General features: G+C 71.0%; 16 protein-coding genes. 8 read left to right on the forward strand and 8 right to left on the reverse strand.

Going from position 1 to position 17560, the window contains the following annotated elements:
- Positions 1-51: 51 nt before the first annotated feature.
- The gene (locus B116_RS0111405) at positions 52-831 is read left to right on the forward strand and encodes an NAD(P)H-dependent oxidoreductase (RefSeq protein WP_027660160.1); all 780 of its coding nucleotides are present in this window, start codon (positions 52-54) and stop codon (positions 829-831) included.
- A 34-nt stretch (positions 832-865) separates the two neighbouring features.
- Here the strand turns inward: B116_RS0111405 and B116_RS0111410 are convergent, their stop codons facing one another.
- The 3 genes from B116_RS0111410 to B116_RS0111420 are packed head-to-tail and all read right to left on the reverse strand — an operon-like array spanning position 866 to position 7168.
- The gene (locus B116_RS0111410; RefSeq protein WP_027660161.1) at positions 866-1675 is read right to left on the reverse strand and encodes a DNA-formamidopyrimidine glycosylase family protein; all 810 of its coding nucleotides are present in this window, start codon (positions 1673-1675) and stop codon (positions 866-868) included.
- 38 nt (positions 1676-1713) lie between these two features.
- The gene (locus B116_RS0111415) at positions 1714-2499 is read right to left on the reverse strand and encodes an S-adenosyl-L-methionine hydrolase (RefSeq protein ID WP_027660162.1); all 786 of its coding nucleotides are present in this window, start codon (positions 2497-2499) and stop codon (positions 1714-1716) included.
- A gap of 31 nt (positions 2500-2530) precedes the next feature.
- A complete protein-coding gene (locus tag B116_RS0111420) occupies positions 2531-7168 on the reverse strand; it encodes an ATP-dependent helicase (RefSeq protein WP_027660163.1) in 4638 nt (1545 codons plus the stop codon).
- Positions 7169-7343: 175 nt separating this feature from the next.
- On the opposite strand from B116_RS0111420, the gene B116_RS0111425 reads away from it, so the two are divergent.
- From B116_RS0111425 to B116_RS0111445, 5 genes are all read left to right on the forward strand, one after another.
- Positions 7344-7733, forward strand: a complete 390-nt coding sequence (locus tag B116_RS0111425) for a hypothetical protein (RefSeq protein ID WP_027660164.1) — start codon at positions 7344-7346, stop codon at positions 7731-7733.
- A gap of 158 nt (positions 7734-7891) precedes the next feature.
- Positions 7892-9448, forward strand: a complete 1557-nt coding sequence (locus tag B116_RS0111430; protein WP_027660165.1) for a M20/M25/M40 family metallo-hydrolase — start codon at positions 7892-7894, stop codon at positions 9446-9448.
- A gap of 177 nt (positions 9449-9625) precedes the next feature.
- Positions 9626-10984: a hemolysin family protein gene (locus tag B116_RS0111435; protein ID WP_027660166.1), complete on the forward strand. Its 1359-nt coding sequence runs from the start codon at positions 9626-9628 to the stop codon at positions 10982-10984.
- Positions 10981-12045, forward strand: coding sequence for a hemolysin family protein (locus B116_RS0111440; RefSeq protein ID WP_018722025.1), 1065 nt, complete (start codon positions 10981-10983; stop codon positions 12043-12045). The genes B116_RS0111435 and B116_RS0111440 overlap by 4 nt, the downstream gene beginning before the upstream one ends.
- 23 nt (positions 12046-12068) lie before the next feature.
- A complete protein-coding gene (locus B116_RS0111445; protein WP_026321683.1) occupies positions 12069-12992 on the forward strand; it encodes a sporulation protein in 924 nt (307 codons plus the stop codon).
- A gap of 110 nt (positions 12993-13102) precedes the next feature.
- Here B116_RS0111445 and leuE read toward each other — a convergent pair whose 3' ends face one another.
- From leuE to B116_RS0111470, 5 genes are all read right to left on the reverse strand, one after another.
- Complete coding sequence (gene leuE / locus B116_RS0111450) at positions 13103-13771, reverse strand: leucine efflux protein LeuE (protein WP_027660167.1); 669 nt, start codon at positions 13769-13771, stop codon at positions 13103-13105.
- Positions 13772-13863: 92 nt separating this feature from the next.
- Positions 13864-15303, reverse strand: coding sequence for an MFS transporter (locus B116_RS0111455; RefSeq protein ID WP_027660168.1), 1440 nt, complete (start codon positions 15301-15303; stop codon positions 13864-13866).
- A 191-nt stretch (positions 15304-15494) separates the two neighbouring features.
- Positions 15495-15770, reverse strand: coding sequence for a hypothetical protein (locus B116_RS0111460; protein WP_026321682.1), 276 nt, complete (start codon positions 15768-15770; stop codon positions 15495-15497).
- A complete protein-coding gene (locus B116_RS0111465; RefSeq protein ID WP_027660169.1) occupies positions 15767-16000 on the reverse strand; it encodes a hypothetical protein in 234 nt (77 codons plus the stop codon). The genes B116_RS0111460 and B116_RS0111465 overlap by 4 nt, the downstream gene beginning before the upstream one ends.
- Positions 16000-16221 (reverse strand): hypothetical protein, encoded by a 222-nt coding sequence (locus tag B116_RS0111470; protein ID WP_027660170.1) that lies wholly within the window; start codon positions 16219-16221, stop codon positions 16000-16002. Before B116_RS0111470 ends, B116_RS0111465 begins: the two co-directional genes overlap by 1 nt.
- A 212-nt stretch (positions 16222-16433) precedes the next feature.
- Here B116_RS0111470 and B116_RS0111475 point away from each other — a divergent pair, with 212 nt between their 5' ends.
- Together B116_RS0111475 and B116_RS0111480 are read left to right on the forward strand one after the other, a co-directional pair.
- Positions 16434-17201, forward strand: a complete 768-nt coding sequence (locus B116_RS0111475) for a DUF5753 domain-containing protein (RefSeq protein ID WP_018722018.1) — start codon at positions 16434-16436, stop codon at positions 17199-17201.
- Positions 17192-17383 carry a DUF397 domain-containing protein gene (locus B116_RS0111480; protein WP_027660171.1) on the forward strand — a complete coding sequence of 64 codons (192 nt, stop codon included), beginning with the start codon at positions 17192-17194 and terminating at the stop codon, positions 17381-17383. Before B116_RS0111475 ends, B116_RS0111480 begins: the two co-directional genes overlap by 10 nt.
- The last annotated feature ends 177 nt before the right edge of the window (positions 17384-17560 follow it).

Consider the following 17560-nt stretch of genomic DNA (forward strand, 5'->3'; position numbering starts at 1 on the left):
TCGAGCGCCCCGGCGCCCAGGATCGAGACACCGACCTGAAGGGGAGCCCTCATGAAGACGCTGATCGTCTATGCCCACCCCGAGCCGAAATCGCTCAACGGCTCGCTGAAGGACCTCGCCGTCTCCACCCTGCGTACCGCCGGACACGAGGTGCGGGTCAGCGACCTGTACGCGATGAACTGGAAGGCGGTCGTGGACCGCGCGGACTACGGACCCGCCGCCTTCGATCGGCTGAAGGTCGCCCTGGACTCGGGCCGAGCCTTCGACGCCGGGACACTCACCCCGGACGTCCTCGCCGAGCAGGAGAAGCTGCTGTGGGCCGACACGGTCATCTTTCAGTTCCCGCTGTGGTGGTTCACCATGCCCGCGATCCTCAAGGGCTGGGTGGACCGGGTGTTCAGCGCCCACTTCGCGTACGGCGTCGGCGAGTACAGTGACACCAGGTTCGGTGAACGTTTCGGCGAAGGCACCCTGGCCGGCAGGAAGGCGCTGCTGTCGGTGACCGCCGGTGGATCGGAGCCGCACTACTCCGATCGGGGGATCAACGGACCCATCGAGGACCTGCTGTTCCCGATCCAGCACGGCATTCTCTACTACCCGGGTATGGAGGTGCTGCCGCCGTTCGTGCTGTACGGCGCTGATCGGCTGACCGACGAGGACTACCCGGACATCGCCAAAGCCTGGACGCAGCGCCTACTCACCCTGGAGTCGACCGAGCCGATCGCGTTCCGACAGCAGAACTCCGGCGACTACGAGCTCCCCTCGTTGCGGCTGAAGGAGGGGCTGGAGCCCCAGGGCCGTACCAGCTTTGGGCTGCACCTGAGGGACTGACCGGGGTCGCCCACCACCGTCTCGACGGTCTGTCTCAGCCGGGACGTTCGGGTTGGCAGGTCGGGCACCAGTAGGTGACCCGTTCATCCTGCTCCTGCCGACAGATCGTGGTGCCGCAGCGGAGGCAGGGCTGAGCCCGCCGGCCGTACACGTAGGTGGTCTGTCCCCGGTGCCGCGATCCGGTGGTGCTCTGGGTCCAGTGCCCCCGGTTGGCGGCGAGCAGCCGCTGCGCCAGGGCGACCAGGCCGATCAGGTCGGGTACGGCGCGCACCGGCGTCCACGGCGACACCCCGCGCAGGAACAGCACCTCGCACTTGTAGAGGTTGCCGACCCCAGCGAGGCTGCGTTGGTCGAGTAGGGCGGTGCCGATGGTGATCTCGGGGCCGGCGGTGAGGCGCCGGACTGCCTCGACCGGGTCCCAGTCGGGGCCGAGGAGGTCCGGGCCGAGATGGCCGACGAGGCGGTGCTCTGCGGCGGTCGGCACGAGGGCGAGGTCGTGCAGGTGATAGCCGACGGCCACCGCCCGGGGGCCGCGCAGCACCGCCCGGATCAGGTGTGCTGGGCGGGCGGACCAGCGCCGTCCGGGCGGATACGTTCGCCAGGTGCCGTCCATCCGTAGGTGCGAGTGCAGCGTCCAGCGCTCGCCGTCGCCGTGGTCGGTGTGCGGAGCCGCGAGCCGCAGTAGCAGGTGTTTGCCCCGGCTGGTTGACTCCCGGACCGTCCAGCCGGCGAGGTTCGTCGTGGCGAGCTGTGGCACGCGGAAATCAGCGCCGACCAACCGGTCGCCGGCCAGCGCCCGCTGAAGTACATGGGCGGTGTTCCAGACGGTGTCGCCTTCGGGCACCTACCCATCCTCCCGCTCGGGCGGCGTCGGCGCTGCCGTCAACCGGCGGTGACGCGGAGCTGGTCGCCCGGCACCACCCCGAGCAGGTCGGCGGCCCGCCCACCGTTGACCGCGACCGCGACTTGGCCAGCCGAGTCGACGTGCACCAGGAGTTCGCCCGGCCCGACATCACCGAAGGTGCGGACGCGTACCGCCGGCTGGTGCTCGACCCGGAGTGACCGGGGTAGTGGTTCCAGCAGGTTCCCCGACGCCGCCAGCTGCACGTTGCCGAAGTGGTCCACGGTCAGTATCTCGGCGGTGAACCCGTCGGTCTCCGGCCGGACCAGCGGCGCCGGCAGCCGGACCAGGGTACTGGGATCGATGGCCGGACCGGCGTCGGCGAGCGGCGCACCGAGCGCCAGTCGGGCCGTGACCGGCGCGAAGATGTCCCGACCGTGGAAGGTGGCGGACGGCTGCGCTCCGAGCCAGTCCCGGTTTGTCAGCTCCACCGCCGTGCGGACCCCGCCGAGCGCCACCGCCGCGTCCAGCAGCAGCCCGTTGTCCGGGCCGACCAGCAGTCCGTCCCCGGCGGCGAGGGCGACGGCCCGACGAGCTGTGCCCACGCCAGGGTCAACCACGGCGAGGTGGACGGCGGCTGGCAGGTACGGCACGGTCTGCGCCAGCACCGCGGCGCCCCGCCGTACGTCGCCGGGTGGGACCAGGTGGGTCACGTCAATCACCCGGGCGGTGGGTGCCACCTGGGCAAGCACTCCATGGCAGGCGGCCACGAAACCGTCGGCGAGGCCGTAGTCGGTGGTGAAGGAGATCCAGGGCGTCGGCGCCATGGACGGAAGGCTAGCTGAGTCGGCGGACCGATCATCCCCGTAGGCGGAGCCCGCGGGGGGTGGCCCGGAACCCGGCGGCGGTCAACGCGTCGCGCAGCGGTGACGAGCGCACCGCCTCGCCGTCGGCCCGTTCGACGGAGATCGTCCCGAGGGCTCCCCCTTGTACGGCGTCGGCGAGCGCCTTACCGGCCGTGGCCAGCAGGTCGCTGTCGTTGGTGAAGGAGAGCAGCGTCCGACCGCCCCGCTCGACGTAGAGAACCAGATTGCCGGAGACCAGCACCACCAGGGCGCCGGCCTTGCGGCCGGCCCGGTGCCCGGTCGGGGCGGCGCCGCCGTCCCCGGAGTCGACCACCCGCTCCGGCCAGGGCAGCGCCGCGCCGTACGGGTTGGCGGGGTCGGTTGCGGCGAGGACCAGGGCCAGGCCGGCACGGACCCGCCCGCCGTCAGCTGGGTCGGCCAGCGCGCGCAGTCGGTCGACCGCCCCGGGTACGGCGAACTGCGCGGCCCCCAGCCCTTCCACGAAGTAGCCGCGACGGGTGGCGCCCCGCTCCTCCAGCGCGGACAGTACCGGGTAGACCGCGGCGAACCCGCCGGGCACCTGCTCGGCCGCGACCGCTCCCCGAGTCACCACACCGTGCCGCTCCAGCAGCACGTCGGCGAGGGCCGCGGCTCGGCGGGTCGGGTCGGTGTCCCGCTCCGGTAGGCGCGACCAGCGGCCGGCGACGGTGGGCGGGCCGCTGCGTGCCGGTAGGGCGACGCGGCCGGGTCGCCGGTAGCGGGTGCGGGGTGCGGCCGGGCGGGACCGGTGCGCTCCGCGACCGGCCAGTAGGGCCCGCAGCGGGGCGAGAGTGTCGTTGGTCAGGTGACCGGCCCACACCAGATCCCAGACGGCGGCGGCGAGTGCGGCGTCGTCGGTGGAGCCCAACCGATCGGCGAGGGCACGGAAGAACAGCGCCTGTCCATCGTCGAGGGCGTCGAGCACCGCGTCGTGCAGCGGAGTACGGGTCAGGGCCGCATCCGGCGGGGGGAGTAGCAGCGGGGCGGTGTCCGCGTACGCGAGGACCACCCAGCCGTCCCCGCCGGAGATCGCCCCGGAGCCGGCCCACACCACCTCGCCGCTGGTACACAACTCGTCGAGCTGGGCGGGAGAGTAGTCGGCGATCCGGGCCGGCAGCACCAGCCGTTCCAGGGCGGACCCGGGCAGGGCCAGACCCTGCACCTGCTCCAGGGCCGCGGCTAGCGCCGGCACCCCCCGCCCCGCCGTCCCGACCTGTTGCCAGCGGGGCAGGAAGGTGGCCAGTGCCCGGGGCGGCACCGGCTCGATCTCCCGGCGCAGCGCCGCGAGGGAGCGGCGGCGCAGCATTCGTAGCACCTCGGCGTCGCACCACTGGACGCCGACCGTGTCGGGGGCGAACTCACCGGCGAGCACCCGCTTGGCGGCGGCGAGCCGGCGCAGCGCCCCTTCGACCACCGCCACCCCGAGCCCGAATCGGGCGGCGCAGGTGGCGGCGGTGAACGGCCCGTGCGTGCGGGCATAGCGGGCAATAAGGTCACCGAGCGGGTCGGCCACCGGGGTCAGGTACGCCTCGGCCACGCCGCCGGGCAGCGCCACGCCCAGCGCGTCTCGCAGCCGGGCGGCGTCCTCGATTCCCACCCAGCGTTCCTCGCCGGCGATGCGGACCCGCAGCACCCGGCGGGCAGCCACCAGTTCGGTCAGCCACTGCGCTGGCGCCCCGCGTTCGGCCAGCTCGGCGGTGCTGAGGTCGCCGACCACCCGCAGCAGCTCGACCACGTCCTCGGCGTCGCGGGGGCGGCGCTGTTCGGTGCGCCAGCGCAGCTGGCGTTCGGTTTCGGCGAGCACCGCCGGGTCGAGTAGCTCCCGCAGGTCGACCCGGCCGAGCAGCTCGCCGAGCAGGGCCGAGTCCAGGGTGAGGGCGGCGGCGCGCCGCTCGGCGAGGGGAGCGTCACCCTCGTAGAGGAACGTCCCGACGTAGCCGAAGAGCAGCGACCGCGCGAACGGCGACGGCTGCGCCGTCTCCACCTCGACCAGGCGTACGGTGCGGGCGGCCAGGTCGCGCATCAGGGCGGCGAGCGCGGGCTGGTCGAAGACGTCCTGAAGACATTCCCGGGCCGCTTCCAGGGTGACCGGGAAGTCCGCGTACTCCCGGGCGACGTCGAGGAGTTGCGCGGCGCGCTGCCGTTGCTGCCAGAGTGGCTGCCGGCGGCGTGGATCGCGGCGGGGCAGTAGCAGCGACCGGGCGGCGCACTCGCGGAACCGGGCGGCGAACAACGCCGACGTGCCCACCGACTCCTCGACCAGCTGGGTGATCTCGTCAGGCTCGAAGACGACCGCCTCCGCGCCCGGCGGCTCGGCGGCGGTGTCGGGCAGGCGGACGACGATCCCGTCGTCGGCGGGGAGCACCTGGGCGTCCACCCCGTACCGCTCGGTGAGCCGGCGGCCGATGGCCAGCGCCCACGCGGCGTTGACCTGGGCGCCGAGAACGCTGTGTACGGCGAGCCGCCAGTCACCCAGCTCGTCGCGGAAGCGCTCGACCACCACGGTCCGGTCGTCCGGCAGGGTACGGGTGGCCGCCTGCTGCTCCCGTAGGTACGCCAGCAGGTTTCCCGCTGCCCACTCGTCGAGGCCCCCGGTGCGCAGCGTGGCTATGGCGGCGTCGTCGTCGGTTTGCAGCAGGGTGCGGAGGCGGGCACCGATGGCCCGGCCCAGCTCCACCGGGCGGCCTGGCTGGTCGCCCTTCCAGAAGGGCATCTTGGCCGCCTGGCCGGGGGCCGGGGTTACCAGCACCCGGTCCGGGGTGATGTCCTCGATGCGCCAGGACGATGAGCCGAGGAGGAAGACATCGCCGACCCGCGATTCGTAGACCATCTCCTCGTCCAGCTCGCCGACGCGTGCGGCCCGCTCCGCTCCGGCCAGGAAGACGCCGAACAGGCCCCGGTCGGGGATGGTGCCGCCGCTGGTTACCGCGAGCCGCTGGGCGCCGGGCCGGCCGGTCAGCAGGTCGGTGGCGCGGTCCCAGACCAGGCGGGGCCGCAGCTCGGCGAAGGCGGTTGACGGGTAGCGGCCGGAGAGCATGTCGAGTACCGCGTGCAGCGCCGAGTCGGGCAGTTCCGCGAAGGGCGCGGAACGGCGGACCAGGTCGGCCAGGTCGCTGACCTGCCACGGGTCGAGTGACACCATCGCCACGATCTGCTGGGCCAGCACGTCGAGGGGGTTGCGGGGGTGGTGCAGCTCCTCGATCGCGCCTTCGGTCATCCGTTCGGCTACTACTGCGCAGGCGAGCAGGTCCCCTCGGTGTTTGGGGAAGACCACGCCCCGGGAGACAGCTCCGACCTGGTGCCCGGCGCGGCCGATTCGCTGGAGCCCGGCGGCCACGCTCGGTGGGGCCTCGATCTGCACCACCAGATCGACCGCGCCCATGTCGATGCCCAGTTCCAGGCTGGAGGTGGCGACCACCGCCGGGAGCTGTCCGGATTTGAGGGATTCCTCGATGTGTTCGCGTTCGCTTCGGGAGACGCTGCCGTGGTGGGCGCGGGCGAGCACCGGCGGCGCTCCGGTTCCCGACCCGGCCTGTGCCATCAGCTGGGCGGGCGGTCGGGGGGCGCGCCCTGGCCCGCCCGGCGTTGCGGTGCCGGGTGCTGCGGTGCCCGGCGTTTCGGTGCTCGGTGCTCGGGTGTCCAGCGCCTCGACGCCCGGGGCTTTGCCGGCGGACTCCTCAGCGGCCAGTTCGTTGAGCCGGGCGCAGAGTCGCTCGGCGGAGCGGCGGGAGTTGGTGAAGACGATGGTCGAGCGGTGCGCCCGGACGAGGGCGTAGACCCGCTCCTCCACCGCCGGCCAGATCGACGCGCGGCGGGGGCCGTCGAGGTCGGGCCCGGGCTGCTCCGGCTCGTCGAGGAGGGTCATGTCGGCGACCGGGACTTGGACGCCGACGTCGATGGTCTTGGCGGTGGGCGGGGCGACCACGTCAACTGGTCGGGCTCCACCGAGGAAGCGGGCGCAGGCGTCAACCGGCCGGACGGTGGCGGAGAGGCCGATGCGCTGGGCCGCGGTGGGCAGCAGCTCGTCGAGCCGTTCCAGCGACAGCGCGAGGTGGGCACCGCGCTTGGTGCCGGCCACCGCGTGTACCTCGTCGATGATGACCGTCTGCACGCCCCGGAGCGAGTCGCGGGCGGCGGAGGTGAGCAGGAGAAACAGCGATTCCGGGGTGGTGATGAGGACGTCCGGCGGGGTCCGGGCGAAGGCGCGGCGCTCGTCGGCGGGGGTGTCGCCGGTGCGCATGCCGACGGTGATCTCGGGCGGGGTCAGACCCAGTCGGGCGGCGGCCTGCCGGATGCCGGTGAGCGGGGTACGCAGGTTGCGTTCGACGTCGACCGCGAGCGCCTTGAGTGGGCTGACGTAGAGCACCCGGCAGCGCTGCCGGGGCTGCGCCGGGGCGGGCTCGCGGGCCAGCCGGTCCAGCGACCAGAGGAACGCGGCCAGGGTCTTGCCGGAGCCGGTGGGGGCCACGACCAGTGCGTTACGGCCGGCACCGATGGAGCGCCAGGCTCCCGCCTGGGCTGTGGTCGGCGCGGCGAACGCCGCGGCGAACCAGGCCCGGGTGGCCGGGCCGAACGCGTCGAGCGCCCCGCCGTCGGCCGTCTTTCTCTCCACGCCCCTATCGTGCCCCCACCGTCCGACAGGTACCGGGTGCTGCAGTGTTCTGTCCGGCTGCAGGGTAAAAGTATTGAATGTGACGATGGATAGCTTAAGTCTTACTTAACAGCTTGATTGTGACCCACAACATAAAGTAACTTCACTCGGAATGCGGCGCGAGGTGGGGGGGCGGATGACGGTCGAGAAGACGCCCGCGGCGCCGACAGTGAGCAGGCGGGCGGTGCGGGCGGGCACCGATGTGCTCATCCGAAAGGTCGACAGCCACCTCGCCGCTGTCCGCACCGGCCTGGCTGGCCCGGAGCTGGAGCTTGCGGAGCGACTCGCCACCGTGTTGCGGGAGTTGGTTGCCTCCACCGCCTGGGCCAGCGCCGCGGACCGGGGTCGAGTGCGCGCGGCTGTGCACTACTTCGTCCTGCGGCGGGAGAGTCAGGGTCGGTTGCTTTCGGTGCGGTCGCTGACCGCCGCCCAGCGGGTCGTCAACCGCGTCGTGCTCGACCTCGGGCGTCCTGACCTGCTGGTCGAGGCTCGTTGGGACCGTCCTCCCGGGAGTCCGCCGCGCTGACTGCCCCGAGGCCGCCACCGCGCTGGTTGCCTTCAGGGTCGGTTCACGTCTTGCCCTACGGGGAGTGTCAGGGCACGCTGAGATAGCGAAAGTTGTCAATGTAGTCCCCGATGTGCGGTCGTGCCCACCGGTACGGCCCGCCCCGACCCGGAGGACCCATGAGACCCCGTACCCCTAGACCCGTCTGGTCGACGGTGCTGGCCGTCGTGGCCGCGACGGCGCTGACCGCCACCGCGGCCGCCGCTGCGCCGGTGCACCCCCACCTCGCGCCGCCCTCGACTGCCGTCGACGCCCCGGACATCCCGCTGGCCAACGTGAAGGCCCACCTGACCCAGCTGCAGTCGATCGCCAACGCCAACGGCGGAAACCGGGCGCACGGTCGACCCGGCTACCTGGCCTCGGTGAACTACCTGCGGTCACAGCTCGACGCGGTCGGCTACACCACCACCGTGCAGTCGTTCACCTACGCCGGTGCGACCGGCTACAACCTGCTCGCCGAATGGCCGGCGGGTGACCCGGACGCCGTGGTCCTGACCGGAGCGCACCTGGACAGCGTCACCAGTGGACCGGGCATCAACGACAACGGGTCCGGCTCGGCAGCCATCCTCGAGGTGGCACTGGCCGTACCGAGCAGCGGCTTCACCCCGGACAAGCGGCTACGGTTCGCCTGGTGGGGCGCGGAGGAGCTGGGTCTGCGCGGTTCCCGTCACTACGTGAACAACCTCTCGGGCGCGGAGCGCGACCGGATCAAGCAGTATCTCAACTTCGACATGGTGGCTTCGCCGAACGCCGGCTACTTCGTCTATGACGGCGACGACTCCGACGGGGTGGGTGCCGGCCCCGGACCCGAGGGCTCCGCCGAGATCGAGCAGACCATCCAGGCGTACTACACCTCGATCGGCGTGACGACTCAGGGCACCGACTTCGACGGCCGCAGCGACTACGGGCCGTTCATCGCGGTCGGCATCCCGGCCGGGGGCACGTTCACCGGCGCGGAGGGCATCAAGTCCAGCGCCCAGGCGGCGCTCTGGGGCGGGACGGCGGGACAGGCCTTCGACTCCTGCTACCACCGTTCGTGCGACACCACCGCCAACGTCAACGACACGGCGCTGGACCGCAACGCCGACGCGATCGCGTACACGGTGTGGGAGTTGGCCCAGACGTCCCCGCCGGGTGACACGATCTGGAGCGACACCTTCGAGACCGCTACCGGCTGGGTCGTGGACCCGGCCGGCACCGACACCGCCACAACCGGGGCCTGGGAACGCGGTGACCCCGCCACCACCAGCAGTTCCGGGACCACCCTCCAACTCGGCACCACGGTCAGCGGTAGCTTCGACCTGGTCACCGGCGCGGCTGCGGGCAGCAGCGCGGGCAGTCACGACGTCGACGGTGGGGTCACCACGATCCAGTCCCCGGCGGTCAGCCTGCCGTCCACCGGCGCGCTGACCCTCAGCTTCTCCTGGTATCTCGCCCATCTCAGCAATGCCACCAGTGCCGACTACCTGCGAGTCCGGGTGGTGGGCAGCAGCACCGTGACGGCATTGAGTGTCACCGGCACGGCGAGCAACCGGGCTGGATCCTGGCAGCTGGCCAGCACGGATATATCATCTCTAAGCGGTCAGACAGTACAAATCCTGATTGACGTGGCGGATGCCAGCAACCCGAGCCTGGTGGAGGCCGCCGTCGACGACGTGCGGATCACCCAGAGCTGACCGTGCGCCGGAAGGGTCCGGGTCGCCGAGACCCTTCCGGCACCGTCAGCAGACTTTCAGCTACTCCAGATAAAATGGGCGAATGATCGACTCGTCTGCCCAGGAGGGCAGCAGTAGCGAGCCGGGTAGTGCCCGGCTATCCCTGGTCCCGATATCGACGGGAGCCCTGAAGCTCCCGTGTTGATCGTCGTTGGGCTCCTCTTCATCGTAATTCTCACTGCAGCCACCGGATACTTCGTGGCCCAGGAGTTCGGCTATGTCGCCGTAGATCGGGGCAAGCTCAAGCAGCGTGCCGCCGAAGGTGACAAGGCCTCCGCCCGGGCCCTGGAGGTGACCGGGCGGCTGTCGTTCATGCTCTCCGGCGCCCAGCTCGGCATCACGGTCACCGCGCTGCTGGTCGGCTACGTCGCCGAGCCGTATCTCGGCGCCGGCCTGGCTGACCTGCTCGGTCTGTCCGGGATGTCCGACCGGGTCAGCGGGCCGCTCTCCGTCGCGTTCGCGCTGCTCATCGCCACCATCGTGCAGATGGTGCTGGGTGAGCTGGCACCCAAGAACCTCGCTATCGCCCGCCCCGAGGCGCTCGCTCGGGCGCTCGCCAGTTCCACCCTGATCTACCTCAAGGTCGCCGGTCCAGTGATCAAGCTCTTCGACCGGGCTGCCGTCCGACTGCTGCGCCGGGCGGGTGTGGAGCCCGTCGAGGAGCTGCCCAGCGGGGCGACCCTGGAGGATCTGGAGCAGATCATCGCCGAGTCCCGCGAAGGCGGGCACCTGACCGCGGAGATGTCCACCCTGCTTGACCGCGGGTTGGACTTCCGTCAGCTCACCGCCGGGGAAGCCATGGTGCCCCGGGTCGACGTGCACACCGTCCGCGCCCACGAGCCGGTCAGCCGCGTCGTCGAGCTTCTCGAGACCGGCCGTTCCCGGTTCCCCGTCCAGGGAGCCGAGGGCGTCGACGACGTGATTGGTGTGACCGGCATCGCCGATGTGCTCGGCGTGCCGTTGGAGCGCCGGACCACCACCCCGGTCGGTACGGTGGCCGTTCCCCCACTGCTGGTGCCGGAGACCCTGCCGTTGCCGACGGTGCTGGACCGGCTGCGCTCCAGCCACCGGCAACTCGCCTGTGTGGTCGACGAGTACGGCGGCTTCGCCGGCGTGATCACCTTGGAGGACATCGCCGAGGAGCTGGTGGGGCCGATCCGAGACGAAGATGATCCGCCGGAGCGGATACCGACTCGACAGCGCGATGGCTCCTGGGTGGTGCCGGCCCGCTGGCGGATCGACGAGGTCGCCGACAGCACCGGGATCTCGCTGCCCGTGGCTCCGGAGTACGACACGCTCTCCGGACTGGTCATGCGGGAGCTGGGCCGGGTACCCGAGGTCGGTGACCAATTGGAGGTCGCCCTGCCGGCAGATGGGGATGAGGCGGCGGTCGGCCCTCGGGCGCTGGTCGAGGTGCTTGTGGTTGACCGGCACGTCGCCGACTCGGTTCGGCTGCGCCTGCAGGAGTCGGAAGGCCAGCCGGAGGTGCAGTCATGAGCGTCAGTGTTGCCCTCACCGCCTCGGTGGTCCTGCTGGCGTTGAACGGGTTCTTCGTCGCCGCCGAGTTCGCCCTCGTGGCGAGTAAGAGCTACCGGCTGGAACAGGCCGCCGCCGGTGGTGGCCGAGGTGCCCGAGCCGCGTTGGACGGCGTACGCGAACTCTCGCTGATGTTGGCCGGCGCGCAGTTGGGCATCACCCTGTGCACGCTGGGGCTGGGCGCGCTGGCCGAGCCGGCGATCGAACAGCTGCTCAGCCCGCTGCTGTACGCCGTGGGCCTGCCCAGCGCGGCGAGCCACGTGATCGCGCTGATCTTCGCGTTGAGCCTGGTGACCTTCCTGCACCTGGTGGTGGGGGAGATGGCGCCGAAGTCGTGGGCGATCACCGACGCGGAGCGGTCGGCGACGTTGTTGGCGCTGCCGTTCCGCGCTTTCGCCCGGGTTGCCCGGCCGGTGCTGTCGGCGCTGAACTCCCTGGCGAACGGCATCCTGCGGCTGGTCAAGGTCCAACCACAGGATCAGCTGGCCCAGGTGCACGGCCCGGAGGAGCTGCGTCTGCTGCTGGAACAGTCCCGCGAGCATGGGCTCCTCGGTGCCGAGCAGCACGAGTTGCTGACCAGCATGCTGCAGTTGCAGGGCACCACCGTGGCGCAGGTGATGGAGCCCTTTGACCGGATCGTCACCGTGCGCCGGGATGCGGACGCGGGCCAGATCGAGCAGGTCAGCCGCGACAGCGGGCGGTCCCGCCTGGCGGTGCTCGACGAGGCCGGTGAGGTGTGCGGGCTGGTGCACGTACGGGAGGCGGTTCGGGCGGCGGCCAGCCGCTCGACGGCGACCGCTGAGGAGCTGATGACGACCGCGTTCACCCTGCCCTCGTCCGCCACGGTCACCGAGGCGGTGGCGGCGATGCGGGCCCGACGCTCACAGCTGGCGTTGGTCCGCAACGGTGGGGGGCCGACCCGTCCGGTCGGTTTCGTCGCGCTGGAGGACCTGCTGGAGGAGGTCATCGGCGAGTTCGACGACGAGACGGACCAGGTTCCGCGGGGACGGCGGTTGCGCTGATCCGGTCTGGGTAACCGGGGCCGGTGCGGTTGACGGGGGTGTCGCCGGAGTCCGGTCGGACGGGGCTGACCGTCCGGACCGCGCTGGCCAACCCGAGTACCCGCCCCGGCCTGCGGCTGCCGGGGCGGGTGACCGTCAGCGCGGGCTCGGTTGACGTTCCGGTGCTGCATGTCCGGCTCGGCCTGGTCACCTCGGCCGAGCCGGACGACCCGGAGGAACCCCGGCGGTTGGTGCAGTTCCATCAGGCGGAGATCGCCACCGGGTTCGTCCTGCGCGCCGGGCGGGCCCGCAGTATTCCGTTTTCGTTCCCGATGCCCTGGGAGACCCCGGTCACGGTCGTCGGCGGAGCACCGCTGCTCAGCCTGCGGATGGGGTTGCGTACCGAGGTGGCGATTGAACCTGGGCTGGATCAGGGCGCGATGGTGCCGCTCTTCGTGCACCCGCTGATCGCCCAGGCGCACATTCTCACCACGCTGGACCTGCTGGGGTTCAGCCTGCGACAGGCCGGCTCGGTTGCCGCCCGGTTGCCCGGGGTCGAGCAGCAGCTCTCGCTGTACCAACGGTTGGGCTACTGGGTCGCGCCACTGTATGCCGGCCCGATCACCGAGCTGGAGGTGACCTTCATCGCCAACTCCGCCGGCCTCGAAGTGCTCCTCTGGTGTGATCGGCGGCTGGCGTTGGCCGGGATCACCCACCAGAGCATCAGCCGGTTTCGGATCTGGCATGACGGCGCCGAGCGGCAGGACTGGGTGGCGATCGTGGATGGGTGGCTGCGGAGCGCGATCAACCGGCACGCGGCGATGGCGGCGCACGCCGACTGGTCGGCCCCGATCAATGAGTCCGCCCATGTGAGCCGGCCCCCGGATGATCCGCTGCCGCCCGGATTCGGGCTGGGCGGCACGGCCGGGGGCCCGGGTGTCGGCGGCGGCGGTGGCGACGGCACGTGACCCGGAGCGGTTCCCGGCGGGCGGTCTTCGCGCCGGGGCGGGTCAGCCGCTGACGGTGGCGATGGCACGTGACCGGCCGGTTCAGTGCGGTGGGGAACGGGCGGGGAAGGTCAGCCGCTGGCGGTGGCGAGCTTCAGGCTGAAGCCGAGGAAGAGCGCACCAACCGTGGTTGTCGCCCCCGCGGACAGGCGGCGGCGTTGCTGGAACTGGGTGGCCAGGAAGGTACCCGCGAAGATCAGTATGGTCAGGAAGAGCGCGCTGATGAGCTGCGCGATCAACCCGAGCAGTAGGAACGACAGCGCCGGCCAGGCGTAGTGCGGGTCGACGAACTGGATGAAGAACGAGACGAAGAAGAGGATCGCCTTCGGGTTGAGCAGGCTGATCACCAAAGCCCGACGAAACGGGCTGCGTAGGTGGGCGGCGTCGTCGGCGTCGAGAAGTCGCGGGGCTGCCGGGTCGTGCCGGGTCCGCCACCGCTGCCAGGCCCCGCGCAGCATCCCCAGGCCCAGGTAGCCCAGGTAGGCGGCGCCGGCGTATTTGATCACCAGGAAGAGCGGCGGGTACGCCTGGAGCAGGGACGCCACCCCGGCGGCCGAGAGGAACATCAGGACTCCGTCGCCCACGAACACCGCACCGGCCGCGCGGTAGCCGGCGGCCACGCCCCGGCGGGCGGCGGTGGAGAGCACGAAGAGTGAGTTGGGTCCGGGCAGCATGATGATCGCCACGGTGCCCAGCACGTACGTCCAGATGTCGGTGATCCCCAGCACGCCGGACATCATGCCGGTGCTGACGCCACCGGGGCGAGTCTTTTCGCGGCGCTGGTCTGTGTCGTTGGCCACCGCGAGGGCAGGGCACGGGGCTGTGCGAACGGTCAGGGTGCCGGGTCGGGTGGCTGGCGGCGGCTGCCGACGATGTCGGCGAGGTTGGTGAGCAGCGCGGCGGCGACGATGCCGACCTCCACGACGAGTGCGTAGCGGAGGGCGGTTGACCAGTGTCCGCCGTTGGCGGCGACCGTGCCGAGCAGCGTTGCGGTGATCACCGTCAGCCCGATCGTGGCGCCGACCTGTCGCATGGTGCGGTACATGCCGGCGGCGCTGCCGGCGTCGGACTTTGGCACCTGCGCCAGGGTCAGGGTGTTGTTCGGTGTGATCACGAGCCCGTTACCGACCCCGGCGAGAAACAGCGGGAACGCGTTCACGACGGAGAATGCGGTCCCGGTAGAGCTGGTGAGGGCGGTCATCAGGGCGAGGCTCGCCATGACGGTGAGCAGCCCGATGGAGATCAGCCGGCGGCCGAGTCGTCTGACGTGTCGACCGCCGAGCAGCGCGCCCAGCGCGGACCCCACCGCGAAGGGAACGATCGTGAGACCGGTGTGCAACGGACTGCGGTGGAGACCGTACTGCAGGTGCAGGCTGAAGATCAGTGGTAGCGAGGTGAAACCGGCGTAGTAGAAGAAGCCGAGCAGTATCCCCAGGCGGTACGTCCGATGGGTGAACAGGCGAAAGTCGAAGACCGGCGGGTGTCGCCGTGCAGTGGACGTCTCCCAGGATCGGAAGGCGACGAGGACGCCGATTCCGGCCGGCACCAGCAGCCACGGCAGCAGCCCTTTCCACTGCTCCCGTTGCAGCGCGGGCAGGATCACCAGCATGATTCCGGTGCCCAGCAGCAGTGTGCCGATCAGGTCGGGTCGGTGATCTGTCTGGTGGCTCAGCGGCTTCGCCGGAAACTGCCGCCAGACGAGCACCGCCGCGGCGACGCCGACCGGGACGTTGCTGAGAAAGACCAGTCGCCAGCCGTTCTCCACCCCACCGAGAGCGATGATCAGCCCGCCGATCACCGGTCCGATCGCGGTGGCGACGCTGGTCGTGGCATTGAGAATCCCGAACGGGCGGCCCCGCCGCTCGGGGTGGAACAGCTCCTCGACCAGGGCCGTGATCTGGGGAACGAGGACACCGGCCGCGGCGCCCTGCGCGAGCCGGGCGACGACCAGCGCGGTGCCGGAGCCGGCCGTTCCGGCGATTGTGCTGGCCGTGATGAACAACGCGAGGCCGAACAGGAGTGCGTGGCGTCGCCCTCTGGCGTCACCGAGTCGTCCGGCGGGGACGAGTGCGAGCGCGAACATCAGCGCGTAGCCCGAGACGACCCACTGGACAGCACCGGTGCCGGCGCCGAGCGCGCGTTCGATCGAGGGCAGCATCACGTTGATGACGCTCAGGTCGAAGAAGCTCAGGAAGGAGACGGCCGCCGCGATGGCGATGATTCGCCACCGTCGGGTGTGCTCGGCCCCGCTCGGGGCGTGCGACCGCGACATCCACCCCTGCCTGATTCTGAGCTGACCGCTTCGTGCTCATCGAAGGTAATGCGGGATGTCACCGGAAGCCGGGAATGTGACTAAAGATCTTGAAGGTCCGGCATCGGCATGTCAGCACCTGTTTGCCGCGCTGTTACTGCTGGGGCCCGCGTTTCGTGGTGGGAGACCGGCAGGATGAGGCGGTGGCTGCGCTAGACCCACAGCAGGAACCGGCGGTGCAGGTCGGCTGTCGGGTGGGTCTGGACCTGGGCTAGCTGCTCGGCCGCTTCGGCCATGAGCGCGCCCAGGTAGATCCGCAGCGCGGTGCGGTCGTTGCGGTATTCGGCCAGCAGGGCGTGTCGGGCTGTCGGGCAGGGCCACTCCGCCGGACAGCTGCCGCATCCCCAGAGCGGGCGCATCGGTAGGTGTGGTCGGTCGGCGGCCGGGTCGTCCGGAGTTGATTGTGGGGGCCTCGGGCTGCTCGTCATCGCAGCACCCGGAGCACGATGGCGGCCACGATGATCACCAGGATGAGCGCCGCGATCACCTGGTGCCGGGTGGTGGCTGGCGGTGGGGGTGTGGTTGGCGTGCTCGGCCGCACCCGGTCGCCGTCGGGCAGCGGCGGCGACCCGTGCGGGTCGCGATACGCGCGTCGGTCGGGGTGCGCCGGCTGGTCGCGGTGCACTGGCTGGTCGGCGGGTGCGTTGTCCTCGGCCATCACAGTCTCCGTAGCCCCGCGAGTACCGCGGCGAGGATGTCGTCACCGGGAACGGTGTGGACGACCCGGGCCCGGCCGACCGCCCGCCCGCCGGAGAGCAGCCGCTCCAGCCCCACGTCGGAGACCGTCACCGGGTGGTCGGGGTTGATCGCGTCGGCGAGCGCGGTGTGGCGCGTCCGTCGCGGTAGGAGTGGTGGTGGTGCGGTGGTGGTCGTTGGCACGGCTCGCCTCCCGGGTGTGGTGGTTGTTGGTTGTGGAATGGACCGCCCCATCACCCCCCTCCCGGTGGTGGGGCGGTCCGGCAGCGCCTCCGGCGGGTCGGGCCTCCACCGGCTCACGCCGTCTACGGGCAGTTTTCCGACAGTTGTGGGGCCAACACACCACGTAGTACTTAGTTTTTGGGACGTCTGGAACGTTTGAGGGAGGTTGGAGCATGAACCACGCAGTCATCGCGGCGATGGCGGAGGCGGGTGAGACCGCCGAAAGCCTCGCAGCTCAGGTCGGTGTGGACCCGAAGACGGCCGCGAAGTGGGCGAGCCGTGGACGGATTCCCCAGACCCGGCACCGCGCGAAGGTGGCCACGATTCTCAAGCGGGAGGTGGAGGACCTGTGGCCGGATGCGGTGCGGCGCCGCGAGCCGGCATGGTTCCGCCCGTGGGCCGACATTGAACGCGAGGCGGTGTCGCTCCGCGCGTTTCAACTTGCGTGGGTGCCGGGCCTGCTGCAGACGACGGCGTACGCCCGGGCGACCCTCACCGGTGAGGCGCTCAGCCCCGAGGCGGTCGAGGAACTGGTCGACGTGCGGATCAAGCGGCAGGCGATTCTGCGTCGAGACCGTGCGCCGATGTTCATCGCGGTGCTGGACGAGCTGATCCTTCGTCGGTCCGCCTACGGTGACCGGGCGTTGATGCGGGAGCAGTGCGAGCAGTTGGCGGCCTCCGCGGAGTTACCGAACGTGTCCATTCATGTCGTGCCGCTCTCAGCCGGTATGCACCCTGGCCTCGGTGGTCCGTTCACCCTCGCCGAGTTGGAGAAGGGCACAGTGGTAGCCCATGTAGACAGTCAGGCGAAGGCGCAACTGGTCGATGGCGTCACGGATATTGCTACGCTGAGTCGACGGTGGGAACGCATCCGCGGGGAAGCTCTCTCCCGGGGGCAGTCCCGAGACCTGCTCAGGGAAGCGGCAAGTTCATGGACCTGATCGGTGCGCAGTGGCGCAAGAGCAGTAAGAGCGGCAACAACGGCGGCGACTGTGTTGAGGTCGCCGGTAACCTTCCCGGCGTCGTGGGTGTCCGGGACTCCAAGGACCCGACCGGGCCGGCGTTGGCTTTCGGTCCAGCGGCGTGGCGGGCGTTCGTCGCCCAACTCCCCGGACAGCCCTGACCCCGCCCACGGGCAGCCCCGACCACTCCGTAGAACACTGAACCCCCAACCCGGCAGACTGCCAGGTTGGGGGTTCAGTCGATCTGACCGCCGGTCCTGCCGGTTGCGGCGCCCGAGCTAGTGGTAGACGCGAGCGACGGCCTCCGGTGTAGTCACGGCCGGTGTCGGGCCGGGGGA

The sequence above is a fragment of the Salinispora fenicalii genome, from assembly GCF_000514815.1.
Taxonomy (GTDB): domain Bacteria; phylum Actinomycetota; class Actinomycetes; order Mycobacteriales; family Micromonosporaceae; genus Micromonospora; species Micromonospora fenicalii.